We start from the raw sequence: 24,411 nt of genomic DNA on the forward strand, positions 1-24,411 counted from the left end.
GACCTGAGCGATCGGGGTGGTCTCCGAGCGGTTCCCGGAGACCTGGAGGTCGTCAGCTCACGCCGACGACCGGTGTTCGTGCGTGCGGGCCGGAGGACTCACATCCTCCGGCCCGCAGCGCCCGGACTATCTTAGACCGTCTGGTCGGCCGAACGGAACGGGAAGCCGAGCTGGCGGAGCAGCGCGCGGCCCTCGTCGTCCGTCTTCGCGGTGGTCACGACGGTGATGTCGAAGCCACGCACGCGGTCGATGCGGTCCTGGTCGATCTCGTGGAACATCGACTGCTCCGTGAGACCGAACGTGTAGTTGCCGTTCCCGTCGAACTGCTTGTCGCTGAGACCGCGGAAGTCGCGGATGCGGGGCAGTGCGAGGGTGACGAGGCGGTCGATGAACTCCCACGCGCGGTCACCGCGGAGGGTGACGTGCGCGCCGATGGCCTGGCCCTCGCGCAGCTTGAACTGCGCGATGGACTTGCGGGCCTTCGTCACGACCGGCTTCTGACCGGTGATCGCGGTGAGGTCCTTGACGGCCCCGTCGATCACCTTCGAGTCACGAGCGGCCTCACCGACACCGGTGTTCACGACGACCTTGACCAGGCCGGGGACCTGGTTGACGTTCGCGTACCCGAACTGCTCGGTGAGGGCAGCCTTGATCTCGTTCTTGTACTTCTGCTTGAGGCGCGGCTCGACCTTGGTCTCCGGCGCGGCAGTCGTGTCGGTCATCAGAGCTTCTCACCCGACTTCTTGGCGTAGCGGACGCGGACGGTCTTCTTCACGCCGTCCTTCTCCACCTCTTCGGTACGGAAACCGACGCGGGTCGGCTTCTTGGTCTTCGGGTCGACGATGGCGACGTTCGACACGTGGATCGGAGCCTCGTGCTGCTCGATGCCACCGGTCTTCGACCCGCGCTGCGTCTGGCCGACGCGGACGTGCTTCGTGACGAAGTTCACGCCCTCGACGACGACACGGTTCTTGTCCGTGAGGACCTCGATGACCTTGCCCTGCTTGCCACGGTCGCCGCCACGCTCCTGCTTGGCGCCCGTGATGACCTGGACGAGGTCACCCTTCTTGATGTTCGCCATGGCTTACAGCACCTCCGGCGCGAGCGAGATGATCTTCATGAACTTCTTGTCACGGAGCTCACGACCGACCGGACCGAAGATGCGCGTACCGCGCGGGTCGCCGTCGGCCTTGAGGATCACTGCCGCGTTCTCGTCGAACTTGATGTAGGAGCCGTCCTGACGACGGGTCTCCTTCTTGGTGCGAACGATGACCGCCTTGACGACGTCACCCTTCTTCACGTTGCCGCCGGGGATGGCGTCCTTCACCGTGGCGACGATGACGTCACCGAGACCGGCGTAGCGACGACCCGAGCCGCCGAGCACGCGGATGGTCAAGATCTCCTTGGCACCCGTGTTGTCGGCGACCTTCAGGCGGGATTCCTGCTGAATCACTGCTGTCTCCTATTCCGAAGCAGGCCAGGGCCTACTTGGCCTTCTCGAGGATCTCGACCAGGCGCCAGCGCTTGGAGGCGCTGAGGGGACGGGTCTCGCTGATCACGACGAGGTCGCCGACACCCGCGGTGCCGAGCTCGTCGTGGGCCTTCACCTTGGACGTGCGGCGGATGATCTTGCCGTAGAGCGCGTGCTTCACGCGGTCCTCGACCTCGACCACGATGGTCTTGTCCATCTTGTCGCTCGTCACGTAGCCGCGACGCGTCTTGCGGTAGCCGCGGGTCGAGGCGGCGGAGTTCTTCTCTTCGTTCGCCATCAGTTCTCCTCGGCGGTAGCGGCCTCGGTCGACTCGGCCGGCTTGTCAGCCTTCTTCGTCTTCTTGGCCTTGGTGGCGGTCTCGACGGGCGCGGGGGTGGCACGGATGCCGAGCTCGCGCTCGCGGAGGACGGTGTAGATGCGTGCGATGTCGCGCTTGACGGCACGGAGACGACCGTGGCTCTCCAGCTGGCCGGTGGCCGACTGGAAGCGGAGGTTGAAGAGTTCCTCCTTGGCCTTCTTCAGCTCGTCAGCGAGACGCTCGTTCTCGAACGTGTCGAGCTCCGTGGGACGGAGCTCCTTGGAACCGATCGCCATTACGCGTCGCCCTCCTCGCGCTTGATGATGCGTGCCTTGAGGGGCAGCTTGTGGATTGCACGGGTCAGCGCCTCGCGGGCGATGTCCTCGTTGACGCCGGAGAGCTCGAAGAGCACACGGCCCGGCTTGACGTTGGCGACCCACCACTCGGGCGAGCCCTTACCGGAACCCATGCGGGTCTCAGCCGGCTTCTTGGTCAGCGGACGGTCCGGGTAGATGTTGATCCACACCTTGCCGCCACGCTTGATGTGACGCGTCATGGCGATACGAGCGGACTCGATCTGCCGGTTGGTCACGTACGCCGGGGTGAGGGCCTGGATGCCGTAGTCGCCGAAGCTGACCTTGGTACCACCGGTGGCCTGACCCGAGCGCTTCGGGTGGTGCTGCTTGCGGTGCTTGACTCGACGGGGAATAAGCATGGTTACGCCTCAACTCCTGCGCCGGCCGGCGCGTCCTGCGGGGCCTGCTGCTGACGGCCGCCACGGTCGCCGCCACGACGGTCGCCGCGCTCGCCACGGGGGCCGCCACGACGCTCCGGGCGCGACGAACGCTGGTTCGCCTGCTCGCGAGCGAGCTCCTTGTTCGTGATGTCGCCCTTGTAGATCCAGACCTTCACGCCGATGCGACCGAAGGTGGTGCGCGCCTCGTAGAAGCCGTAGTCGATGTTCGCGCGGAGCGTGTGCAGGGGCACACGGCCCTCGCGGTAGAACTCCGAGCGCGACATCTCGGCGCCGCCGAGACGACCCGACACCTGGATGCGGACACCCTTGGCGCCGGCGCGCTGTGCACCCTGCAGGCCCTTGCGCATGGCGCGACGGAACGCGACACGAGCGGAGAGCTGCTCGGCGATGCCCTGCGCGACGAGCTGGGCCTCGGTCTCGGGGTTCTTGACCTCGAGGATGTTGAGCTGGATCTGCTTCTTGGTGAGCTTCTCCAGCTCGCCACGGACGCGCTCCGCCTCGGCGCCACGGCGACCGATGACGATGCCCGGACGCGCGGTGTGGATGTCCACGCGGACGCGGTCACGGGTGCGCTCGAGCTCGATGCGGGCGACACCGGCGCGGTCGAGGGTCTTCTTCAGGTACTCGCGCACCTTGATGTCCTCGGCCACGTAGTCGGCGTAGCGCTGACCGGCCTTCGTGCTGTCGGTGAACCAGTGCGAGACGTGGTCCGTCGTGATCCCGAGACGGAAGCCGTACGGGTTGACCTTCTGGCCCATTACTTGCTCGCCTTCTTGCTCGTCGCGGCGACCTCGGCCTCGTCCGGCGTCGCGAGGACGACCGTGATGTGGCTGGTGCGCTTGTTGATGCGGAAGGCCCGGCCCTGGGCACGCGGCTGGAACCGCTTCAGGGTCGTGCCCTCGTCGACGAAGACGCGGCTCACGTAGAGGTCGCGCTCGTCGAGGAAGCTGTTCGTCGAGTCCGCCTTGACACGTGCGTTGGCGATCGCCGAGGCGACCAGCTTGTACACGGGCTCCGAAGCACCCTGGGGGGCGAACTTCAGGATGGCGAGGGCCTCGTGGGCCTGCTTGCCGCGGATCAGCTCGATGACGCGACGGGCCTTCTGAGGCGTGACGCGGATGTGTCGCACGCGTGCGATCGACTCCACCATTTCGTTCCTCCTCTTCGTCCCCGCGTTAGCGGCGACGGCCCTTCTTGTCGTCCTTCACGTGACCACGGAAGGTGCGGGTCGGCGCGAACTCGCCGAGCTTGTGACCGACCATCGACTCGGTGACGAACACCGGGATGTGCTTGCGGCCGTCGTGCACGGCGATCGTGTGCCCGAGCATGTTCGGGACGATCATCGAGCGACGCGACCAGGTGCGGATCACGTTCTTGGTGTTGGCCTCGTTCTGCGTGACGACCTTGCGGAGCAGGTGCTCGTCGACGAAGGGGCCCTTCTTCAGACTGCGTGGCATCTTTGCGAACTCCTACTTGCGCTTCTTGCCGGCGTTACGGCGTCGGACGATGAGCTTGTCGCTCGGCTTGTTCGGCTTGCGCGTACGACCCTCGGCCTGGCCCCAGGGGCTGACCGGGTGACGACCACCGGACGTCTTGCCCTCACCACCACCGTGCGGGTGGTCGACCGGGTTCATCGCGACACCACGCACGGTCGGGCGGACGCCCTTCCAGCGCATGCGGCCGGCCTTGCCCCAGTTGATGTTGGACTGCTCGGCGTTGCCGACCTCGCCGATGGTGGCGCGGCAGCGGGCGTCGACGTTGCGGACCTCGCCCGACGGCAGACGGAGCTGCGCGTAGGGGCCGTCCTTGGCGACGAGGCGGACCGAGGCACCGGCCGAGCGCGCCATCTTCGCGCCGCCACCGGGGCGGAGCTCGATGGCGTGGATGACCGTACCCACGGGGATGTTGCGCAGCGGCAGGTTGTTGCCGGGCTTGATGTCAGCGCCCGGACCCTGCTCGATGACGTCGCCCTGCTTCAGCTTGTTCGGCGCGATGATGTAGCGCTTCGTGCCGTCGACGTAGTGCAGGAGTGCGATGCGCGCGGTGCGGTTCGGGTCGTACTCGATGTGTGCGACCTTGGCGTCCACGCCGTCCTTGTCGTGACGACGGAAGTCGATCACGCGGTACTGGCGCTTGTGGCCACCACCGATGTGGCGCGTGGTGATGCGGCCCGAGCTGTTGCGGCCACCGGTCTTCGGCAGCGGACGAAGCAGCGACTTCTCCGGCGTCGAACGGGTGATCTCAGCGAAGTCGGCGACCGACGAGCCGCGACGACCGGGGGTCGTCGGCTTGTAGTTACGAATAGCCATGATTTATCCCTCTGGTCCTCAGCCGACAGCCGTGAAGATGTCGATCGAACCGGACTTGAGCGTCACGATGGCGCGCTTGGTGTCCTTGCGCTTGCCCATGCCGAAACGCGTGCGACGGGTCTTGCCCGGACGGTTCAGCGTGTTGATGCTGGCGACCTTGACGTCGAAGATCTTCTCGATGGCGAGCTTGATCTCGGTCTTGTTCGAACGGGGGTCCACGATGAACGTGTACTTGCCCTGGTCGATCAGGCCGTAGCTCTTCTCCGAGACGACCGGCGAGATGATGATGTCGCGCGGGTCCTTGTTGAAGCCGCTCATGCGGAGATCTCCTTCGCGGTCTTCGACGCGATGAAGGCGTCGAGTGCGCTCTTGCTGAAGACGAGGGCGTCGGACTTGAGCACGTCGTAGGCGTTGAGCTGGCCGTACGAGAGCGCGTGGACACCCGGCAGGTTGCGGACCGACTTGAGCGCGAGCTCGTCGTCCGACTCGAGCACGACGAGCACGTTCTTGACGGGCGCGACCTTCTCGATGAGCGTGCGAGCGGTCTTGGTCGACGGCACCTCGGCCGGGACGAAGGACTCGACGGCGGCGATGCGGCCACCGCGGGCGCGGTCCGAGAGCGAGCCGAGCAGCGCCGCGGCGATCATCTTCTTCGGGGTGCGCTGCGAGTAGTCGCGCGGGGTCGGTCCGTGGACGACGCCACCGCCGGTGTGCTCCGGAGCGCGGACCGAACCCTGACGGGAGCGGCCGGTGCCCTTCTGCTTGAACGGCTTGCGACCAGCACCGCGGACCTCGCCGCGGTTCTTGGTCTTGTGGGTGCCCTGACGCGCGGCGGCGAGCTGCGCGGTGACGACCTGGTGGATCAGCGGGACGTTCGTCTCGACGTCGAAGAGCTCGGCGGGCAGCTCGATGCTGCCGGCGACGGCTCCGGTCGCGTCGAGGACGTCGATCGTGGTTGCGGTCTCGGTGGCCATGATCACTTACCCTTCACGGCGGTGCGGACGAAGACGGAGCGACCGCGAGCACCGGGGACGGCGCCCTTGACGAGCAGCAGACCCTTCTCGGCGTCGACGGCGTGCACCGTGAGGTTGAGGACGGTCACGCGCTCGCCACCCATGCGACCAGCCATGCGCATGCCCTTGAAGACGCGCGACGGGGTCGACGAAGCACCGATCGAACCGGGCTTGCGGTGGTTGCGGTGGGCACCGTGCGAAGCGGACACACCGGCGAAGCCGTGGCGCTTCATGACACCGGCGAAGCCCTTGCCCTTCGACGTCCCGACGACGTCGACCTTCTGGCCGGCCTCGAAGGTGTCGACGGTGAGCTCCTGGCCGAGCGTGTACTCGGCGGAGTCGTTGGTGCGGATCTCGGTGAGGGTGCGACGCGGGGTCACACCGGCAGCCTCGAAGTGGCCGGCGGCCGGCTTGTTCACCTTGCGCGGGTCGATGGCGCCGGCGGCGATCTGGATCGCCTCGTAGCCGTCGCGCTCGACGTTGCGGATCTGGGTGACCACGTTCGGGCCGACCTCGATCACGGTGACGGGGATGAACTTGTTGTTCTCGTCCCACACCTGGGTCATCCCGAGCTTCTTGCCGAGGAGGCCCTTGACGGTCTTGGTTGAGTTCGCCATTGGTCAGTCCCCCTTACAGCTTGATCTCGATGTTGACGTCGGCCGGGAGGTCGAGTCGCATGAGCGAGTCGACGGCCTTCGGCGTCGGGTCGACGATGTCGATGACCCGCTTGTGCGTGCGCTTCTCGAAGTGCTCGCGCGAGTCCTTGTACTTGTGGGGCGAACGGATCACGGTGACCACGTTCTTCTCGGTGGGGAGCGGCACCGGGCCGACCACGGTCGCACCGGCACGGGTCACCGTGTCGACGATCTTCCGGGCCGACGTGTCGATGACCTCGTGGTCGTACGACTTGAGCCGGATGCGGATCTTCTGTCCCGCCATGTGTCTCTCTGTCCTCTCTGCGCCGCGCACCCTCGGGCCGCCTGACGCCGCCGTCACCGTGCATTCCTGCAGGGCTTGGCTGTTTTCCTGAACCAACCGGCCGCATCCTCGGGGGATGACCGCTGTTCTCCTGTCAACCGCGCAGGGCGACCGTGGCCGTCCAGCGTGGGCATGTCGCTTCCCCGCACTCCGGGCACGGCCGTGTCTCTCGACACAGCGCTGCTCATCGCGCTTCGTGGGGATTCGATCGTGTTCTGCTGCCTGCGGCCCAACCCAGCTCCGCTGGACGGAGGGGTTGTGCACTGCCAGAGCAGTGATCCTGCGCGCGCGAACGCCCGCGGAATTCGGAACCGGACAAGTCTCCCATAGGCTCGGCATCCGTGCAACCCGGGCGTGTCGCGGGATCTGAATCGCTCCAGCGGGGCGTGCCGCCCCGGAACGGCGCGGTTCTCGTCGGTCTGGAGGCTCGTCCCACCCCGGGCGCGTCGGGCACGTCCCAGGAGCGTTCGGCTCCTCCCCCGCGCGGCCTCCGGTCGGTCCCGTGCCGCGAGCGGGCACGACACGTCGCGCGGTGGGCGCCGGCCGGGTGCGATCGGTCGCGTCGCGGCGCCGAGCGTGACGGATGTCGCCCGCTCGGCGGGGGCCGGGGGGGGCGGCGGGCCTCCCCACACAGGTCGTGCCCGCTCGGACAGGCCGAGCGGGCACGACGATGCAGTGGTCCTGGGTCTGCGGTCAGGACTCCTCGGACACCGGCGGGACGAACCACGGCGGGAAGACAGCGACCCGGGGCCCGGTGACCCGGTGCTCGGCGAGCAGCGACTTGACCTGCTGCCGGACGCGGTCGTTCGGCACACCGATGACGGCGACCGACGAGAACGGCACGCGGGGGCCGGCGAGCAGCTCGAGGCCGTGCATCTCCGGGTCGGTGAAGTCCGTCCGGCGGATCAGGTTCGTCGCCGCCTCGGGTCCCACCGCGAAGCGCACGTCGTCGGCCTCGGCGTCCTGGTCCGCGACGATCACGGACGCGCCGAAGGCGGACACCGGCACGACGAGCACGACGTACTCCGTGGCACGCGTGCGACGGGCGGCGTCCGACCAGCGGGAGCCCTCGGCCCCGCGGCGGAGTTCGTCCCAGCGCGTGGCGTCGGGCGACAGCGTGAACGACACGTGACCCGACACCGGGCCGCCGTCGGGAGCGGACGCCTCATCACGCGCGGCACGCGTCTCGGCGGAGCTGACGTCGACGGACGGCGTGGCCGTGTCGGCGGCGAGGATCGCACCTTCGGCGACGATCGACGCCAGGTTGTCGACGTGGGTGGCGTGGTGTGCCCGGAGCGACGCGAAGACGCGGGGCTCGGGCAGTTCGGGAGCGGCCGGCGAGCGGAGCGACGAGGAGCCGCGCGCGGGAGCCGGGGTGGAGCGGAGGTCGGTGGTGATGCGGGTCCGACGAGGCGTCGGCGTGGTGGGGACGGCAGGCGCCTCGGCCTGTCGGGGGGAGCAGATGTCGCAGAGTTCGGTGGGGAAACCGTGGATGCACTCGTCGGTCACGACTGGGAGGGGTCCTTCCGTGCCCGGGTGGGGGAGGTCGGGCACGGTGTCCAACCGTACGTCATGAACCGTCCCCGTCCGTCACTGTCGGTAGAGCAGGGCACGCACCTCGGACTCGGCAGCGTGCAGGCGCTCGGGATCGATGGTCTCGCCGTGCTGGTACGCGTCGAGCAGCCGCGGGTCGATGTAGCTCTGCCGACACACCGTGGGGGTGTTGCCGAGCTCCTCACTGGCGGCCTTGACGGCGTGCGAGACGGCCTTCTTGCGCTTCGCCTCGCTCGGCTGTGGGCCGGTCCGTGCCAGGTCGACCGCGGCCGCAACGGTGCCGTGCAGGGTCCGGAAGTCCTTGGCCGTGAACTCGTCGCCGGCGCGTTCCTTCACGTACTCGTTGATGTCCTCGGCGGCGAGGGGCTCCCACTCGGCACCTCGTTCGGCACGGAACGACAGCAGACGGGCGTTCGGCCCGCGGCGCTTCATCCCGGCGATGACCCGCGCCAGGTCGTGGTCGTGGATGGTGGACGACCACTCCTGCCCGCTCTTGCCCGGGAAGTCGAGCTCGATGTCGTCCCCGGACACGTGGGCGTGCGCGCAGAGCAACGTCGACAGCCCGCGGCTGCCGTGCTCGGTGGCGTAGCGCTCCGACCCGACGCGGAGCGACCCCTGGTCGAGCATGCGGAACGCCGCGGCGAGGGCGCGTCGTCGATCGGGTTCCGGGCGCCGGAGGTCCTGCGTCACCATCCGACGTGCGGACGGCAGCGACTCCGCGAGGGCGAGCGCACGGTCGTACTTGATCCGGTCCATCCGTTCGCGCCAGCCCGGGTGGTACATGTACTGCCGCCGGCCGGCGCCGTCGATGCCCGTGGCCAGGATGTGCCCGTTCTCGTAGGGCGAGATCCAGACCTCGTCCCACGCAGGCGGGATCACGAGTTCGTCGAGGCGCTTCCGGACGTCCTTGTCCGTCACCGTCCTGCCGTCGGGGTCACGGTACGAGAACCCCTTGCCGCTGCGGACTCGGTGGTACCCACGACCGTTGGTCGCGGAGCGGCGGAGACGGGTCACCCGGACGATGTTGCCCGTCACTGCCTGAGACCAGTCACCGGGAGACGATCCGAGGCCGCGCCGCGGAGCGGACCGGGGCCACGCCGGGAACGACGAAGCGGGGCCGGGCCCGAAGGCCCGACCCCGCTGACGCAGTGTCTTCCGGAGAACCGGGAGTTACTTGACGATCTCCTCGACCGTACCGGCGCCGACCGTGCGGCCACCCTCACGGATGGCGAAGCGGAGGCCGGCCTCCATCGCGATCGGCTGGATCAGCTCGACCGACATGGCGACGGTGTCGCCCGGCATGACCATCTCGGTGCCCTCGGGCAGCGTGATGACGCCGGTGACGTCCGTGGTGCGGAAGTAGAACTGCGGACGGTAGTTCGCGTAGAACGGGTTGTGACGACCGCCCTCTTCCTTGGTCAGGATGTACGCGTTCGCCTTGAACTCGGTGTGCGGCGTGACCGAACCCGGCTTCACGACGACCTGGCCGCGCTCGACGTCCTCGCGCTTGAGGCCACGGATGAGGAGACCGGTGTTGTCGCCCGCCTCCGCCTTGTCCAGCAGCTTGCGGAACATCTCGATGCCCGTGACCGTGGTCTTCTGCGTCGGGCGGATGCCGACGATCTCGACCTCGGAGTTGAGGTCCAGCGTGCCACGCTCGACACGACCGGTGACGACGGTGCCACGACCGGTGATCGTGAAGACGTCCTCGATCGGCATGAGGAACGGCTGGTCGGTGGCGCGCACCGGGTCCGGGACGTTCTCGTCGACGGCGGACATCAGGTCCTGGACGGACTTGACCCACTTCTCGTCGCCCTCGAGCGCCTTGAGCGCCGAGACCTGCACGACGGGGGCGTCCTCGTCGAACTCCTGCGAGCCGAGGAGCTCACGGACCTCGAGCTCGACGAGCTCCAGGATCTCCTCGTCGTCCACCATGTCGGACTTGTTCAGCGCGACGACGATGTAGGGGACGCCGACCTGGCGGGCGAGCAGCACGTGCTCACGCGTCTGGGGCATCGGGCCGTCGGTGGCGGCGACCACGAGGATCGCGCCGTCCATCTGGGCCGCACCGGTGATCATGTTTTTGACGTAGTCGGCGTGACCCGGAGCGTCGACGTGCGCGTAGTGGCGCTTGTCGGTCTGGTACTCGACGTGCGAGATGTTGATCGTGATGCCGCGGTCGCGCTCCTCGGGAGCGCTGTCGATCTGAGCGAAGTCACGGGCCTCGTTGAGGTCCGGGTACTGGTCGTGCAGAACCTTGGTGATCGCCGCCGTGAGCGTGGTCTTGCCGTGGTCGACGTGACCGATGGTTCCGATGTTGACGTGCGGCTTGGTCCGCTCGAACTTGGCCTTGGCCACTGTGGGTCCTCCTCAGGACTCGGAGAGCATGCCCCCGGTTCTCGACCGTTGGCGTGCAGGGTGTGTGTCTTACATTACTTGGTGGCGAGGGGCCCGTCGCCGGGCGCCCCCGCCTGTGGAGAAGACGCTCAGAGCGTCAGTTCCCCTTGCCCTTCTCGATGATCTCCTCTTCGACCTTCTTCGGGACCTGTGCGTAGGTCTCGAAGGTCATCGAGTAGACGGCACGACCGGAGGTCTTCGAACGAAGGTCGCCGACGTAGCCGAACATCTCGGACAGCGGCACGCTCGCGCGGACCACCTTGACGCCCGAGGCGTCCTCCATCGAGGCGATCTGGCCACGACGGGAGTTCAGGTCACCGATGACGTCGCCCATGTACTCCTCCGGAGTACGGACCTCGACGGCCATGATCGGCTCGAGGATGACGGGGCCGGCCTTGCGGGCAGCCTCCTTGTACGCCATCGAACCGGCGATCTTGAACGCCATCTCGGACGAGTCGACGTCGTGCGACTGACCGTCCTTGAGGATGGCCTTCACACCGACGGTCGGGTACCCGGCGAGGATACCGACCTGCATGGCGTCCTGGATACCGGCGTCGACCGACGGGATGTACTCACGCGGGACGCGGCCACCGGTGACGGCGTTCTCGAACTCGTAGACCTTCTCGGCCGTGACCTCGATCGGCTCGAGCGCGATCTGCACCTTCGCGAACTGACCGGAACCACCGGTCTGCTTCTTGTGGGTGTAGTCGTAGCGCTCGACCGGCTTGGTCAGCGTCTCGCGGTAGGCGACCTGCGGCTTGCCGACCGACGCCTCGACCTTGAACTCGCGCTTCATGCGGTCGACCAGGATGTCGAGGTGGAGCTCGCCCATGCCCTTGATGGTGGTCTGGCCGGTCTCGGCGTTGAGCTCGACGCGGAACGTCGGGTCCTCTTCGGCGAGCTTCTGGATGGCCGTGGAGAGCTTCTCCTGGTCGGCCTTCGTGTTCGGCTCGATGGCGACCTCGATCACCGGCTCCGGGAACGTCATCGACTCGAGGACGACCTGGTCGGTCGGGTCGCAGAGCGTGTCACCGGTGGTGGTGTCCTTGAGGCCGATCACCGCGTAGATGTGGCCCGCGGTCACGTTGTCGACCGGGTTCTCCTTGTTGGAGTGCATCTGGAAGATCTTGCCGATGCGCTCCTTCTTGCCCTTGGTCGAGTTGATGACCTGGGCACCGGACTCGATCGAGCCGGAGTACACGCGGACGTAGGTCAGACGACCGAAGAACGGGTGCACCGCGACCTTGAACGCCAGCGCCGAGAACGGCTCGGTGGCGTCGGGCTTGCGGATGATCTCCTTCTCCTCGTCCTTGACGTCGTGGCCGATCATCGGCGGAACGTCGAGCGGAGACGGGAGGTACGAGATGACGGCGTCGAGCATCGGCTGGACGCCGCGGTTCTTGAACGCCGAGCCGCACAGGACGGGGTAGACCTCGGACGCGATCGTGAGCTTGCGGATGCCGGCGCGGATCTCGTCCTTCGTCAGCTCCTGGCCGTCGAAGAACTTCTCGAGCAGGGCATCGTCGGACTCCGCGACGCGCTCGACGAGCTTGGCGCGGTACTCCTCGGCACGGGCCTGGAGGTCCGCGGGGATCTCCTGGACCTCGTACTGCGCGCCCATGGTCACGTCACCCTTGGCGTCGCCGGGCCAGACCTTGGCGTGCATCTCGATGAGGTCGACGACACCGATGAAGTCGTTCTCGGCACCGATCGGGAGCTGGAGCACGAGCGGCTCCGCGCCGAGACGGTTGATGATCGTGTCGACGGTGAAGTAGAAGTCCGCGCCGAGCTTGTCCATCTTGTTGACGAAGCAGATGCGGGGGACGTTGTACTTGTCCGCCTGACGCCACACGGTCTCGGACTGGGGCTCGACGCCCTCCTTGCCGTCGAAGACGGCGACCGCACCGTCGAGGACGCGGAGCGAGCGCTCCACCTCGACCGTGAAGTCCACGTGACCGGGGGTGTCGATGATGTTGATCTGGTTGTTGTCCCAGAAGCAGGTCGTCGCGGCCGACGTGATCGTGATGCCGCGCTCCTGCTCCTGCGCCATCCAGTCCATCGTGGCAGCGCCGTCGTGGACCTCACCGATCTTGTGCGTGATGCCCGTGTAGAACAGGATGCGCTCGGTCGTCGTGGTCTTGCCGGCATCGATGTGCGCCATGATGCCGATGTTGCGGACCTTGTTCAGGTCGGTGAGCACGTCCTGTGCCACAGGTTCCTCCGGAAGAGTTGTAGGAGAGGTTGGCGGCCGGGCGGGCGTCGGCGGTGCGTGACCACCGACGCCCGATCGGAGCCGGGACTACCGGGCCGGGATTACCAGCGGTAGTGGGCGAAGGCCTTGTTCGACTCGGCCATCTTGTGGGTGTCCTCACGGCGCTTGACCGCGGCACCGAGACCGTTCGACGCGTCGAGGATCTCGTTCATGAGACGCTCGGTCATCGTCTTCTCGCGACGGGCCTTGGCGTACGAGGTGAGCCAGCGGAGCGCGAGGGTGTTCGCGCGGTGCGGCTTGACCTCGACCGGGACCTGGTAGGTCGAGCCACCGACGCGGCGGCTGCGGACCTCGAGGGTCGGACGGACGTTGTCGAGCGCCTTCTTCAGCGTCGCGACGGCGTCCTGCTGGTTCTTGGCGGAGACGCCCTCGAGTGCATCGTAGACGATGCGCTCGGCGAGGCCCTTCTTGCCGTCCAGGAGGATCTTGTTGACGAGCTGCGAGACGATCGGCGCGCCGTACACCGGGTCGGCGACGACGGGACGCTTCGGGGCGGGACCCTTACGAGGCATCTATCTCAACCCTTCTTCGCGCCGTAGCGGCTGCGGGCCTGCTTACGGTTCTTGACGGCCTGGGTGTCCAGGGCACCGCGGATGATCTTGTAGCGCACACCGGGGAGGTCCTTCACACGACCGCCGCGGACGAGCACCATCGAGTGCTCCTGCAGGTTGTGGCCCTCACCGGGGATGTAGGCCGTGACCTCGGTGCCGTTCGAGAGCTTCACACGAGCGACCTTGCGCAGGGCCGAGTTCGGCTTCTTGGGGGTGGTGGTGTAGACGCGGGTGCAGACACCACGCTGCTGGGGGTTCGCCTTCAGTGCCGGCGCCTTGGTCTTGACGACCTTGGGCGTACGACCCTTGCGAACGAGCTGCTGGATGGTAGGCAACTGTTCTCCTGGTTCTTCGCTCGTGCTCTGGCCGACGCCTTCCGTCGGCTTCCTCATCCCACGCTGATCACCGCCTGACGGCGGAGGGAGGTCGTGGGATGGATGACCCGGTACGGTCTCGTCGAGGTCGACGAGGGTGACCCGGGATTTCGGGCGCGCCCGAGGGCGCACACCCGGTAGAGACTACCCGCGTCACACGGCGAAATCAATCCGGGCGCGTCGCGCCCGGAGCGGGCCGGCGGGCGGGGGGACGGCCCTGTCCGCAGACCGGAACGCTGCTCGGCTGGCCCCGGAGCGGAGCGCGACGTGATCGCGGTGGTGGGGCGCTCCCGCGCGGCCGGTGACCGACCGTCGTGACCCGTCCGCGGTGGTGGGACGGGCCTCCCGGCCGGCGACCGTCCGACCGGACCCGTCCGCGGCGGTGGGACGGGCCTCCATGCCGATGACCGCCGCGCGCGTCAGGAACCCGTGTCGGACGATCCGTTGCCGACGGCGGACTCGAACGTCGCCCCGTCTCCGGAGAAGCCGGAGACGTACCCGCTGGCGTTGACGTTCATCGGACCTGCCTTCGCGGTGCCGACACCGTCGGGCCCGGAGATGTCGGCGGTGAAGGTGGCGCGACCGAGGGTCGTCGTCGAGACCGTCCACCCGCGCGACAACCAGCCACCGACCGTCACCTCCGGGCGCTGCTCGAGCGTCCACTTCTGGTTCGTGTAGGTGTAGGCCGGGTCCTCGCCGTAGGCGTAGAAGCTGCAACCGGCGGGGGCCGGGTCGGTGGAGGCGATGCAGCCGTCGACCCAGCGGTCGACGGCCTGCTGCGCCGCCTGCTTGCCGTCGTCGGTGAGCTCCGTCGTCATGGACACCGGGGCCGAGCTGATCCCGTCGAAGCCGTTGATGCGCGCGGTGGCACCCTCTGCCGTGAACCACTTCCCCCCGTCGACCGTCACGGCGTACGAGCCGGGCAGGGCGGTCAGGTTCGCGATCCCGTCGTCGGACGTCCGGACTCGCTGGCCGGCGACCTCGACCGGCGTCCCGCCGGGCCCGCGTACCGAGACCTGCACCCGGCCGAGGTCCGGGGCCTGGAGGTCCCACACCGGGAAGACGCCCCAGTCGGTGCCCGTGCGGTCGAGGGTGAAGGTCGATGCGACGTCCCGGCCGCCCTGTCGCAGGTACGCGCGCACGGTCGCGGTGTCGCCGTCGGTGCGCGTCGCTGCGATGCGGTAGCCGGTGACGCGGTCGGTCGCCTTCGCGTAGGCGGCGTCGGTGAGCAGGACGTCCGCGTCGTCGTGGTCGACACCCGCCAGCCGCAGTGCGTCGTCCACGTGGCCGGCGGTCAGGTCGTCGAGGAAGGCGCGCACCGGCCGGTCGGCGGAGTGCGAGGAGGACTGGACCGCGTACCCGACGACGCCCGTGGCGAGCAGCAGCACCACGGCCGCACCGCCCGCGATGATCCCCACCAGCGCGCCGCGTCGCATGCGGCGCTGCGGACGCGGCGCTGCCGCGCCGTTGACGGGCACCGGCGGCTCCTGCGTGCCGCGGAGCGTGTCGACGTGCGGGACCTGTGCCCACCCGTCCGGCTGGTTGTCGGTCATGCATCCCCCGTCGTGCCTGTGCGTGCTCCGGAATGCTACCGCCGGGCGGTGTCGCGCGACCGGGCTGTGGACAGCGGAGGACCTCTGCACAGGCGGGCCCGGGAGGGTCCGCTCGCGCGAGACCGGCCTCAGCGCCGGTCCCCCTCGCCACCGGGAGCTGCGTCCGCGGCACGCTGGCGAGCCTGGTACCGGGCGGCGGACACCCCGCCGAGGACGCAGAGCAGGGCGACGAACACCGAGCCGACGATGAAGGGACTCAGCGCGGAGCCCGCGGGGAACACGAGGAGCTCGGTGCCGTCCCCACGCGTCATCGAGTAGCCCACCGCTCCCGTCGCGAGCATCGCCAGGTAGGTGCCGGCGGCGGCGACGAGTCCGGTGACGCCGGGGTTGCCCTCGCGGATCCCCGCAGCCGTGGCGAGGAACACGACCGCGGCTGCCGCGACCACCATCGTCGGTCCGAGGTAGGGGCTCGCGTCCGGCTGCGGGATCGCCTCGACGTCGGCGAGGAGGGCTTCGAAGCCCGTCACCGCGATGACGAGCGCGATGAAGAGGATCGACGTCATCGTCGCGATCAGCCACCGGGACATGGCTCGATCGTACTGCCGGGCGCCCTGGGTGGCAGGTTCCGACGTCGCCGGGTCAGCGGGTGGTGCGCTCCGGGGCGCGCTCGGGCTCGGGCTGCTGCTCGTGCTGCTGCGCGGGCTCCTGCTGCCGCTCGTGCTGCTGCGCGGCCGCGACGAGCGCAAGCGCGATGGTCGCGGTGATGACCGGGACGGACTCGGTCATGGGGGCTACGGGGGTCGTCGCGGTGTCGTCCTGGAGGCGCGGCTCGGCGTCGTCTCGCAGGGCCGGCTCCGTCTCGTGGTCCGGGTTGGTCAGCGCCGGTCCTTGGTCCCGCAGGGCCGACTCCGCCTCGTGGTCGCGGCGGACCGACTCCGCCTCGTGGTCGCGCAGGGCCGGTCCGACGACGGGCAGGACGGCGGTCGTCGTCGGGGGCTCGACGTGCAGGGCGGAGCCCGTCGGTGCCTCGGGGACCCCTCGTCGGGCGGCCCGGCGAGCGCAGCCCATCCGCACCAGGACCACGACGGCGATGACGGCCCAGACGCCGTTCACGATCGTCGACGGGATCGCGTGGTGCGCGGCGACGTTGATGGCGACGGACAGCCCGCCGACCAGGTTGAGGGACTGGTAGAGCGGCCCGTTCGGGATCTTGCCAAGTGAGAACAGCAGGTAACCTGCGAGAACGGTTACGGCTCCGAACCAGCCGAGGAACTCCACGATTCCGACCAACACGCGCGACTCCGGGCACGACGAGGAACGGCCGTCCTGAGGCGACCGTCCGAGAGGGGTGTGAGCAGCCGCGAGTGCGGCGTCGGGAGCATCGTAGGCACACCGACGGGTGTCGCGGAAGTGGGTGCGGCGTGGCGTGTCGCACCCACTTCGCGGGGGCCTTGGGGAGCGAGTGTCAGCCGTTCGCCGAGGTGCTCGACGAGGGGTCCGTGAGGACGTAGACCGACCCGGAGAGCGACCAGGACTGCGACTGCATCGGAGGCGTGCCGTCCTCGTCTTCGCTCGCGGCGGCGATCCCCGAGACGAGGAACAGTCGGGCCCCGGTCTGCATCGACTTCGTGAACGCCAACGCCTCGTCGTAGGACCCGTGCACCGCCACCGTGACCGGCACGAGCGAGAAGTTCGTGGCGGTGATCGCCGGGTCGGTGCGGGCCTCCGCCGACGGCGCCCCGTCGTCGCCGTCCGAGGTCGTTCCGGGGGTGGCCGTCGCCGAGCTGGCCTGCTCCGCCGACGCGGGAGCGTACGGGGTGGCGTCGCCGATGGTCACGTTGGTGACCTGGACGCTGGCCGCGGCGGCGTTCGCGTCGATCTCCCGGACGAAGGACTCGGTATCGACGGTCGACGGCACGGAAGCCCGCAGCTGGTCGAGCTCCGCCTTCGTCGCGTCGAGTCCGGAGAAGGCCGCTGCGAGCCGGGTGAGTTCGGCCCGGTTCTTGTCGTTGGTCGCATCGATGGTCGTCTGCTGGGCCTGGTTCGACGCGGCCGCGGCGAGCTGCGGTTGCACGCCGAGGAACCAGCCGCCGGCGAGTACGGCGACGCCGACGACGAGGGCGATCACGAGGGACAGGTGGTGCTTCGTCATCGGCCCGTCTCCTTGCCGTACACACCGTCGTAGGCCCGAGCGTCGAGTTCGAGCTCGATGACGGAGGTGTACTCACCGCTGTCCTCGTCGAACGAGATCGACGAGATCGACGAGTCCAGGTAGCCCGCGAGTCCGGAGAGGCGGCCGGTCCAGTCCGGCACCGACGGGATGGTCGTCGACCTCGCCGTCAGCGCGAGCGTCGCGATCCTCGGCCGCGGCCCACCGTCCGTCGCCTGTCCGAACGGCTCCGTCACGGTCGCGGAGGCGATGGTCATCCCGCTGATCGCGAGGTCCGCCGGCAGGACGTCGCGGATGCCGCCGAGCGTCCCGTCCCAGTCGACCTCGGTGGATCCTCCGACGGCGCGGGCCGACTCGAGGAGGTCGGTGTCGCGCTCCGCTGCGCGCAGTTCCGCGTACCGCTGCTGCTGGGCGAGGAGCGTTGTGGTCTCCCCCTGCGCGGCGGTCAGCGAGGACGCCGTCGCCATCTGGTGCGCCACGGCGCCGCCGGTCGCGAGCACGACGGCGGCACCGATGACGACGACCCCGAGCCACGCGCGCCGCGTCAGTGCCCGCTGTCGCCGTTCGGCGTAGACCTCCGCAGGGAGGAGGTCGACGCGGGGTGCACGCCCCGCGGTCGCGTCCGTGGCCGCTCGACGCGCTCCGCGGCCCCGACGCCCCTGCGCGGTGTCCGTCCGCTCCTGTGTGCTGGTCATGCTGCCTGGCTCCCCACCGCGAGTCCGTACGCGACGGCCACCGAGTCACCGTGTGCCAGGACGTCCTCCTCGCGCACCGCGCGGCCGAAGCCCGCGTGACGGAAGGCCGACGGTGTGGTGACCGGCAGGTGCGTCGCGTCCGCGAGGGCCTCGCGGAGCCCGATGAGCCGGGCACTGCCGCCCACGAGCGCGATGCCGGCGACGACGTCGTCCGGATGGGTGTTGACGTAGTAGTTGATGGTGTTGCGGAGGCTCGTCACGAGTTCGTTCACCGTGTCGAACACCGCCGCGACGGCTCGCGCGTCGTCAGGTGTGCGGGCACCCGGACCGATCCCGAAGTGCCGCTTCACCGCCTCGGCCTGGGCGAAGGGGATGTCGAGTCGACCGGCGAGCGAGCGGGTGATGTCGTCCCCGCCAGAGGGGATGATCCGGACGAACTGCGGCACGCCGTCCGTCGCGAGCACGACGCTCGTGGTGTCCGCGCCGACCTGGATGATCGCGATCGTCCCGTGCTGCGCCTGCGTCGGACTCAGCACCCGCGTGAGGGCGAACGGGATGAGGTCCACACCGACCGGGTTGAGGCCCGCGAGCCGAACGGCGCGGACGTTGGCGAGCACGGCGTCCTTGATCGCCGCGACGAGCAGTCCGCGGATCACCGGGCCGGTCTCGTCGACGCCCTCGCTGACCGGGTAGAAGTCGAGGATCGCATCGCCCACCGGGACCGGCAGCATGTCCTGCACCTGGAACGGGAGGCTCTCGCGGATCTGCGCGAGCGGCGCATGCGGGACGGTGAGGTCGCGGGAGAGGACCCGCTGGTTCCCCATGCCGAGGACGACGTCACGCGACCGGAACCTGCCCGTCGACCAGAGCTGCCGCAGCGCGGCCCCCACGGTGTTGGGTTCGAGGACCTCGCCGCGGCTGACCGCTCCCTCGGGCGTCGGCACCTCGGCGACCCGGAGGACGACGGGGCGGTCACGGTCGGCGTCCCCGACCTCGACCGCACGGATCGACGACGCGGCGATGTCGACGCCGACGATGCTCTTTCCCATGGTGCTGCTTTCGTTGAGGGTCATGACAGGCCGAGCAGCCCGAGGTAAGCCGACCAGAGGGGCGCACCGAAGGCGATGCCGATCCAGGCCCCGACGAACATCGACGGACCGAACGGGACTCCGCTGCCGATCCGCGCGCGACCGGCGACGACGAGCGCGATCGCGACCGTACCGCCGACGAGGAAGCCACCGAAAGCTCCCACTGCGAGGGGTCCCCATCCGAGGTACGCCAGGACGAGGCCCAGCACGACGGCGAGCTTGACGTCGCCGAGCCCCATCCCGCCGGGGACGGCGAGCGCCAGGACCAGGTAGGCCCCGCCGAGCACGACCGCGCCGAGGAGGCCGCGTAGCAGAGCGCCCCAGTCCGTGGACACGGCGGAGACCACGCTGAGGAGCACGAGCAGCACGACGGCAGCCGGGTAGACGACGGCGTTCGGCAGGCGGTGCGTGTCGAGGTCGATCAGCGAGAGCGCGACACTCACCGCCATGAGGAAGAGCAGCGCGCCGAGCAGCACGGTCCGACCGAGGACCTCGCCGGTCGTTGCAGCGTCGAGCGGTCGGGGGACGACGAGGGCGACGAGCACGAACAGCACGGCGGTCGCAGCCTCGACCGCCGGGTAGCGCACCGGGATCGGAGCGGCGCAGTCGCGGCACCTCGCGCGCAGCAGCAGCCATGACAGGACCGGGACGTTGTCTCGGCGGCGGATCGGGTGGTCGCACTGCGGGCAGGCACTCGCCGGTGCCACCACCGAGAGCCCTGCGGGCACGCGGTGCACGACGACGTTGAGGAACGACCCGATCGCCAGGCCGAACACGCCGGCCAGCGCGGCCAGGACCCAGGTGGCGCTCACCGGCAGGCCCCGGCGCTCGTCTTCGCGCACGCACCGTCCACCTGGTATGCCGACTGCACCTCGACCTGCGTCGTCACGCCGTACGAGGTCGAGACGGGCTGCAGGAACTTCGGCGGGGCCGTGGTGAGCAGCCGCTGGTCGTAGACGTAGTTCTTCGAGAAGCCCGTGCCTCCGGTGGTCGCGACCGGGCCGCGCCAGTTCTGCGCGATGGAGCCGACGACCTTGAGCACACCGAGCTTCGGTCCGACGTCGTAGTTCTGGTTCCAGAACGTCCCGGCGTTGCTGGCGATGGCGCCGCTGATCGTGATGTCGTCCCCGCTCGAGCGCTTCAGCAGGGCGATCCCGGAGTTGTTGCAGGCGGCCCGGTCTGATGCGTACGACGTGCACTTCGTCGGGTTGTAGACCTCGACCGCGTTCTGGCCGACCAAGCCGAGGATGTCCGTCGTGGGGTCCGCGTACGTGACGCTGCCGGTCGCCCAGATCGTCCCCGACGAAGCGATCGTCATCGCTCCGGCGAACGGCCCGCTGACGAAGACGTCTCCGGCGGTGCACGAGTAGGTGTCCGGTGCAGACCCGGTCTGCGTCGTGTTGTTGCGACCGGCGCTCCGGCCGTTCACCCACTCCCCCGCCGCCGGGTACCCGAGTCCGTTGCTGAAGGGCTGGTTCGACTTCGTGGTCGCGCGACCGTTCGCCCCGACGGTGACGGTCGTCGTGCAGTAGGTGTTCGTGTACTTCGACGGGAACGATCCCGACCAGGTGTTCACGTTGTTCGTCGCGGACGGGACGTCCTGCACGTAGGCGAGGTTCGCGGGCAGTGTCGGGATCGTCGCGCCACCCTCGCTCTGCAGGGCGTCGATCGACCCGCAGAGCGACGCAGCCTTCGCGGTGTCCGCGCCCGCGGACACCTTGCCCGTCTTGCTGTCCACCTGGATCTGGGTCGCCTTCGACCACGGCGACCAGACGGTCATCTTGCCGCCACCGAGGAACGTCACCCGGGTCGGTCCCGTGTAGAGGCACCCGGGACGAGGCACCGTCGCAGGGAGGTCGGTCCGGGTCTCCTGGGACATGTTCGAGTTCAGCGCGGGCAGCCCGAGGTACGGTACCGGCGACGGGTCGCCTCCGAGGAACTGTCCGCTGCAGGTCCCGCTCGACGGACGCACCCGCGTGTCGTGCTGCTCCACGGTGCCGTTGAACGTCGTCGCGCACGCCGCGGTGAAGACGTCGTTCGTCCGGATCGGGCCGTTGAGGACGTCCGTCCCGGCGAACTGCACCGCCTGGCACCGGTTGGAGACCCCGTTCTGCCACTGGTAGGCGGTCGTGCAGTCGCTGCCGGAGATCGCGGGGCTCGAGGACTCGTAGTTCGTGAAGTACAGGTAGTTGATGAAGCCGTCGCCCTTGAGGTTGGCGACGAGGGACCGGACGCTGCCCCCGGACTTCCCGGTGACGCGCACGCGGAGCACGCCCTTCGACGAGTAGTCGGCGTTGTCGACCTCGTACCGGAAGAACTGGTCGGTCGAGCCCACGACGGTCGCCCACTGCGAGCCGCTGCTCGTGAACGCCGGGTTGCCGTCGTCGCCCGTGAACGTCGAACCGCTGGCCGTGCTGAACCGTGCGGCCGCGTTGCCGTACAGGGCGTAGCCGTTGTCGTTGGACAGCTTCGACTGGTAGTCGGCGAGGCCCGCGTACGCGGCGGCCATGGCGTTCTGGAAGTTCCGGTCCGTCGCGGACTTCACCGCGCCCGAGGTGGACACCGCCACCATCGTCGCGACGAGCATGAGCATGACCGTGCCGAAGATCACGACGCTCGCCAGGGCCATGCCCCGCTCGTCGCCGTGCGTGCGGCGGAGGGCTGCGCTGACCCGCCCGATCACGGCGTCGCTCCGGTGCCGGTGCCGTAGGCCACGTTGAAGAGGTACAGCGTGTTCTGGATGTGGGTGTTGCCCGGGCTGTCGGCCGTCGGCGCGCCGAGCTCGAGGTTGACCCGGACGGCACGGACCGCTCCGAGCTGCGACGCGGCCAGGGAACCGTCGGCGAGGGTCGGCAGCGCTGCACCGTTCGCGCCGAGGTAGGTGAAGAGCGGGTCGCCGTCGCCGGTCGGGGACGACACCGCTCCACCGAGGACGGTGGACGTGGTCGGCGGCTGGGTCGGGGCGGGGAAGGTCGTGAAGCCCTTCGTCGTGGTGCCCGTCCAGCGGTCGAGGACGAGCCCCTTCGCCCGGTTCAGCGAGTACCGCACCTGGACCGGGACGTCGGTGGCGTTGCCGTCGAGGTTCACGAAGGCGGTGAACGTCATCGTCGAGCCGCCCGCCTGCGTCACCGCGGTGGCGTAGGTGCCGTCCGCCACCGGCAGGAGACTCGCGGCGTGGACGTATCGGGTGAGGGAGTTCATGACGATCGACGCGGAGCGGGCGTTCTGGTCGGATCGGGTGTTCGTCGATCCGGCCCGCAGGGTCGCGGTGAAGAACCCGCCGACCGCGACGAGGATCACCATCGAGATGCTCATCGCGACGATGAGCTCCATGAGGCCGACGCCCTCGTCCTCGCGTCCGAGCCTGCCCAGCACCCGCCTCACGAGGTCTGCCCGCGCGGATCGAGGGTAAGCGTGTTGTCGTAGCTGATGACGATGAGCGCGGTCTTCCGGTTGACCGTCCCCGGCGTGACCGGCGAGACGTTGGCGGCGTTCGTGGCGATCTCGTTGCGCGAGGTCGAACCGAACGTCGTGCCGGACGAGATCGTCCACGTGCCGAAGGGCAGGGCGATCGTCGCAGTGTCCGAGGTCGACACCGGGAACCTCATCGTCATGCCCGCCGCGCAGCCCGGATCGCCCGGCCCGGGGTTCGCGGAGGAGACCGCGGTGACGTAGCGACCCTTCACGCCCTTGATCGTCGCGACGCCCATGCGGACGGAGCCACTCGCGGGCTCTCCCGCGCTCGTCGTGATCACGCCCGGGCTGGCGCCGACCGCACCGTCCGGGTTCGGCGTGTTCCAGGCGGTGGAGCTCGGACTGAGGCAGTTCACCTTGGCGTTGGGGCTGTTCGAGTAGGGGCCGGCGTAGGCCGTGTACCCGGAGGTGAAGGGGAAGACCGGGAGTGACGGCGACGAGGCCGACGTGATAGCGAGCGACGTGCTCGTGGTGTCCCAGGGCGTCACCGTGTCGAGTCCGCCGCCGGTGCTCGAAAGCACGGTGGGCATGTTCGTGGGGAGCGTCGCGCCGTACGACGGTGCGTACCGGAGGGTCAGCTGGCTCGCGCGGTCGTAGACGAACGGGACGGGGGCGCTCGCACCGGCAGCGACCGTGATCGGGCTCTGCTGCGAGGGCTGCTTCTGCTCGGTGTCGATGCCGCCGGCGGCCGTGGCGGTGACGGTGTAGTCCCCAGGGGCCACGTTGACCGCGTACGAGCAGCCCTGGGAGTCGGTCGGCAGCGGAGCGGTGCTCGGTGCGACGGCGCCGGTCCCCGTGATCGGCTTCAGCGACACGGCCACGCCGGGGAACGGTGCACCGGACGCGTTCGCGACCGAGACGATCACGGTGCCGTAGCCCGGGTCGGTGACGGCGTCGCTCGGCGCGATCGCCGAGGTCATGGAGGTCGAGGACGTACCGCCTCGGGCGTTCGGCCACGACACCGTCGCGACGACGCTCTTGTACGCGAGCTTGCCGTTCGAGGTGCCGCACGCGCCGCTCGCGCCGTCGCTCTGCACCCACCGGACGGACCGGTCGATCTGGTAGGTCACGCCGCCCAGGGTCTTCGTGTTGGTGGCGCCGGATGCGCTCACCACCTTGAAGATGCCGGATGTCGTCGCCGCAGCCGTCTGCCGCATGGAGTCGATGTCCTGCGAGGCGAGCGCCACGGCGGTCTCGCGGCCGCGACTCGTCTGGGTGAGCTGGAGGGTGTTGGCGATGCCGTAGGCGATCCCGACGCTCATCACGGCGAAGACCATCATGGCGACCATGACCTCGATGACCGAGAGGCCCGTTTCACGGGTCGACGGGTCGACCGGGCGCAGCACGTGCTGCAGTCTGCGGATCACGGTCACCTCCTCACGAGCAGTGGATACGAAAGGCGGCTCGCAGACGCGAGCCGCCTTCATGCGGATCGT

Annotated in this window: 30 protein-coding genes; all 30 read right to left on the minus strand. The window is 69.0% G+C overall.

The features are described from left to right. Nucleotides 1–131 precede the first annotated feature (131 nt). The 30 genes from rplE to C1N91_RS15500 all read right to left on the minus strand — a co-directional run bounded on the left by rplE (nucleotide 132) and on the right by C1N91_RS15500 (nucleotide 24,342). Nucleotides 132–722, minus strand: coding sequence for a 50S ribosomal protein L5 (gene rplE / locus C1N91_RS15355; RefSeq protein WP_058728268.1), 591 nt, complete (start codon nucleotides 720–722; stop codon nucleotides 132–134). After that, entirely contained in the window at nucleotides 722–1,081 is a 360-nt protein-coding gene (rplX, locus tag C1N91_RS15360; RefSeq protein WP_058728267.1) for a 50S ribosomal protein L24, read from the minus strand. Before rplX ends, rplE begins: the two co-directional genes overlap by 1 nt. Before the next feature lie 3 nt (nucleotides 1,082–1,084). Continuing rightward, a complete protein-coding gene (gene rplN, locus C1N91_RS15365) occupies nucleotides 1,085–1,453 on the minus strand; it encodes a 50S ribosomal protein L14 (RefSeq protein ID WP_017885523.1) in 369 nt (122 codons plus the stop codon). Nucleotides 1,454–1,484: 31 nt separating this feature from the next. Continuing rightward, nucleotides 1,485–1,769, minus strand: coding sequence for a 30S ribosomal protein S17 (gene rpsQ, locus C1N91_RS15370; protein ID WP_058728266.1), 285 nt, complete (start codon nucleotides 1,767–1,769; stop codon nucleotides 1,485–1,487). Beyond that, on the minus strand, nucleotides 1,769–2,086 hold the full coding sequence (gene rpmC, locus C1N91_RS17145; RefSeq protein WP_058728265.1) for a 50S ribosomal protein L29: 318 nt from the start codon (nucleotides 2,084–2,086) through the stop codon (nucleotides 1,769–1,771). The genes rpsQ and rpmC overlap by 1 nt, the downstream gene beginning before the upstream one ends. Further along, entirely contained in the window at nucleotides 2,086–2,505 is a 420-nt protein-coding gene (gene rplP / locus C1N91_RS15380; RefSeq protein ID WP_022906346.1) for a 50S ribosomal protein L16, read from the minus strand. The genes rpmC and rplP overlap by 1 nt, the downstream gene beginning before the upstream one ends. Nucleotides 2,506–2,507: 2 nt before the next feature. After that, nucleotides 2,508–3,305, minus strand: coding sequence for a 30S ribosomal protein S3 (gene rpsC, locus C1N91_RS15385; RefSeq protein WP_022903280.1), 798 nt, complete (start codon nucleotides 3,303–3,305; stop codon nucleotides 2,508–2,510). Beyond that, entirely contained in the window at nucleotides 3,305–3,697 is a 393-nt protein-coding gene (rplV, locus tag C1N91_RS15390) for a 50S ribosomal protein L22 (RefSeq protein WP_035809257.1), read from the minus strand. The genes rpsC and rplV overlap by 1 nt, the downstream gene beginning before the upstream one ends. 25 nt (nucleotides 3,698–3,722) lie before the next feature. Continuing rightward, a complete protein-coding gene (gene rpsS / locus C1N91_RS15395) occupies nucleotides 3,723–4,004 on the minus strand; it encodes a 30S ribosomal protein S19 (protein ID WP_017885529.1) in 282 nt (93 codons plus the stop codon). A gap of 12 nt (nucleotides 4,005–4,016) precedes the next feature. Then, complete coding sequence (rplB, locus tag C1N91_RS15400) at nucleotides 4,017–4,856, minus strand: 50S ribosomal protein L2 (protein ID WP_058728264.1); 840 nt, start codon at nucleotides 4,854–4,856, stop codon at nucleotides 4,017–4,019. An 18-nt stretch (nucleotides 4,857–4,874) separates the two neighbouring features. Beyond that, the gene (rplW, locus tag C1N91_RS15405) at nucleotides 4,875–5,174 is read right to left on the minus strand and encodes a 50S ribosomal protein L23 (protein ID WP_022903283.1); all 300 of its coding nucleotides are present in this window, start codon (nucleotides 5,172–5,174) and stop codon (nucleotides 4,875–4,877) included. Further along, on the minus strand, nucleotides 5,171–5,830 hold the full coding sequence (gene rplD / locus C1N91_RS15410; RefSeq protein ID WP_137768414.1) for a 50S ribosomal protein L4: 660 nt from the start codon (nucleotides 5,828–5,830) through the stop codon (nucleotides 5,171–5,173). Before rplD ends, rplW begins: the two co-directional genes overlap by 4 nt. Nucleotides 5,831–5,832: 2 nt before the next feature. After that, the gene (rplC, locus tag C1N91_RS15415; protein ID WP_022903285.1) at nucleotides 5,833–6,486 is read right to left on the minus strand and encodes a 50S ribosomal protein L3; all 654 of its coding nucleotides are present in this window, start codon (nucleotides 6,484–6,486) and stop codon (nucleotides 5,833–5,835) included. A gap of 13 nt (nucleotides 6,487–6,499) precedes the next feature. Continuing rightward, nucleotides 6,500–6,808, minus strand: a complete 309-nt coding sequence (gene rpsJ, locus C1N91_RS15420) for a 30S ribosomal protein S10 (RefSeq protein ID WP_022903286.1) — start codon at nucleotides 6,806–6,808, stop codon at nucleotides 6,500–6,502. A gap of 732 nt (nucleotides 6,809–7,540) precedes the next feature. Further along, entirely contained in the window at nucleotides 7,541–8,356 is an 816-nt protein-coding gene (locus C1N91_RS15425; protein WP_175416056.1) for a DarT ssDNA thymidine ADP-ribosyltransferase family protein, read from the minus strand. Nucleotides 8,357–8,437: 81 nt separating this feature from the next. Then, complete coding sequence (locus C1N91_RS15430) at nucleotides 8,438–9,415, minus strand: DNA topoisomerase IB (RefSeq protein WP_137768416.1); 978 nt, start codon at nucleotides 9,413–9,415, stop codon at nucleotides 8,438–8,440. A 156-nt stretch (nucleotides 9,416–9,571) separates the two neighbouring features. Further along, nucleotides 9,572–10,759, minus strand: a complete 1,188-nt coding sequence (gene tuf, locus C1N91_RS15435; RefSeq protein WP_058728450.1) for an elongation factor Tu — start codon at nucleotides 10,757–10,759, stop codon at nucleotides 9,572–9,574. Nucleotides 10,760–10,895: 136 nt separating this feature from the next. Then, nucleotides 10,896–13,010 (minus strand): elongation factor G, encoded by a 2,115-nt coding sequence (gene fusA / locus C1N91_RS15440; protein WP_058728451.1) that lies wholly within the window; start codon nucleotides 13,008–13,010, stop codon nucleotides 10,896–10,898. Between the two features lie 101 nt (nucleotides 13,011–13,111). Continuing rightward, nucleotides 13,112–13,582 (minus strand): 30S ribosomal protein S7, encoded by a 471-nt coding sequence (gene rpsG, locus C1N91_RS15445; RefSeq protein WP_058728452.1) that lies wholly within the window; start codon nucleotides 13,580–13,582, stop codon nucleotides 13,112–13,114. Between the two features lie 5 nt (nucleotides 13,583–13,587). Continuing rightward, the gene (gene rpsL / locus C1N91_RS15450; RefSeq protein WP_058728453.1) at nucleotides 13,588–13,956 is read right to left on the minus strand and encodes a 30S ribosomal protein S12; all 369 of its coding nucleotides are present in this window, start codon (nucleotides 13,954–13,956) and stop codon (nucleotides 13,588–13,590) included. Between the two features lie 458 nt (nucleotides 13,957–14,414). Continuing rightward, nucleotides 14,415–15,548: a hypothetical protein gene (locus C1N91_RS16800; protein WP_175416057.1), complete on the minus strand. Its 1,134-nt coding sequence runs from the start codon at nucleotides 15,546–15,548 to the stop codon at nucleotides 14,415–14,417. A 128-nt stretch (nucleotides 15,549–15,676) separates the two neighbouring features. Beyond that, nucleotides 15,677–16,135 carry a DUF6121 family protein gene (locus C1N91_RS15460; protein ID WP_137768417.1) on the minus strand — a complete coding sequence of 153 codons (459 nt, stop codon included), beginning with the start codon at nucleotides 16,133–16,135 and terminating at the stop codon, nucleotides 15,677–15,679. Nucleotides 16,136–16,187: 52 nt separating this feature from the next. Continuing rightward, a complete protein-coding gene (locus C1N91_RS15465; RefSeq protein WP_137768418.1) occupies nucleotides 16,188–16,841 on the minus strand; it encodes a CBU_0592 family membrane protein in 654 nt (217 codons plus the stop codon). A gap of 172 nt (nucleotides 16,842–17,013) precedes the next feature. Continuing rightward, the gene (locus C1N91_RS15470) at nucleotides 17,014–17,700 is read right to left on the minus strand and encodes a hypothetical protein (RefSeq protein WP_137768419.1); all 687 of its coding nucleotides are present in this window, start codon (nucleotides 17,698–17,700) and stop codon (nucleotides 17,014–17,016) included. Continuing rightward, nucleotides 17,697–18,413 (minus strand): hypothetical protein, encoded by a 717-nt coding sequence (locus C1N91_RS15475; protein ID WP_137768420.1) that lies wholly within the window; start codon nucleotides 18,411–18,413, stop codon nucleotides 17,697–17,699. Before C1N91_RS15475 ends, C1N91_RS15470 begins: the two co-directional genes overlap by 4 nt. Further along, nucleotides 18,410–19,462, minus strand: a complete 1,053-nt coding sequence (gene pilM / locus C1N91_RS15480) for a type IV pilus assembly protein PilM (RefSeq protein WP_137768421.1) — start codon at nucleotides 19,460–19,462, stop codon at nucleotides 18,410–18,412. Before pilM ends, C1N91_RS15475 begins: the two co-directional genes overlap by 4 nt. 20 nt (nucleotides 19,463–19,482) lie before the next feature. Then, nucleotides 19,483–20,343, minus strand: coding sequence for a prepilin peptidase (locus C1N91_RS15485; RefSeq protein ID WP_254678274.1), 861 nt, complete (start codon nucleotides 20,341–20,343; stop codon nucleotides 19,483–19,485). Then, nucleotides 20,310–22,184 carry a hypothetical protein gene (locus C1N91_RS15490; protein WP_137768422.1) on the minus strand — a complete coding sequence of 625 codons (1,875 nt, stop codon included), beginning with the start codon at nucleotides 22,182–22,184 and terminating at the stop codon, nucleotides 20,310–20,312. The genes C1N91_RS15485 and C1N91_RS15490 overlap by 34 nt, the downstream gene beginning before the upstream one ends. After that, nucleotides 22,181–22,876 (minus strand): PulJ/GspJ family protein, encoded by a 696-nt coding sequence (locus C1N91_RS15495; RefSeq protein ID WP_137768423.1) that lies wholly within the window; start codon nucleotides 22,874–22,876, stop codon nucleotides 22,181–22,183. The genes C1N91_RS15490 and C1N91_RS15495 overlap by 4 nt, the downstream gene beginning before the upstream one ends. 5 nt (nucleotides 22,877–22,881) lie before the next feature. Further along, the gene (locus C1N91_RS15500) at nucleotides 22,882–24,342 is read right to left on the minus strand and encodes a hypothetical protein (protein WP_137768424.1); all 1,461 of its coding nucleotides are present in this window, start codon (nucleotides 24,340–24,342) and stop codon (nucleotides 22,882–22,884) included. Nucleotides 24,343–24,411: the final 69 nt, after the last annotated feature.

The sequence above is a fragment of the Curtobacterium sp. SGAir0471 genome (genome assembly GCF_005490985.1).
Taxonomy (GTDB): domain Bacteria; phylum Actinomycetota; class Actinomycetes; order Actinomycetales; family Microbacteriaceae; genus Curtobacterium.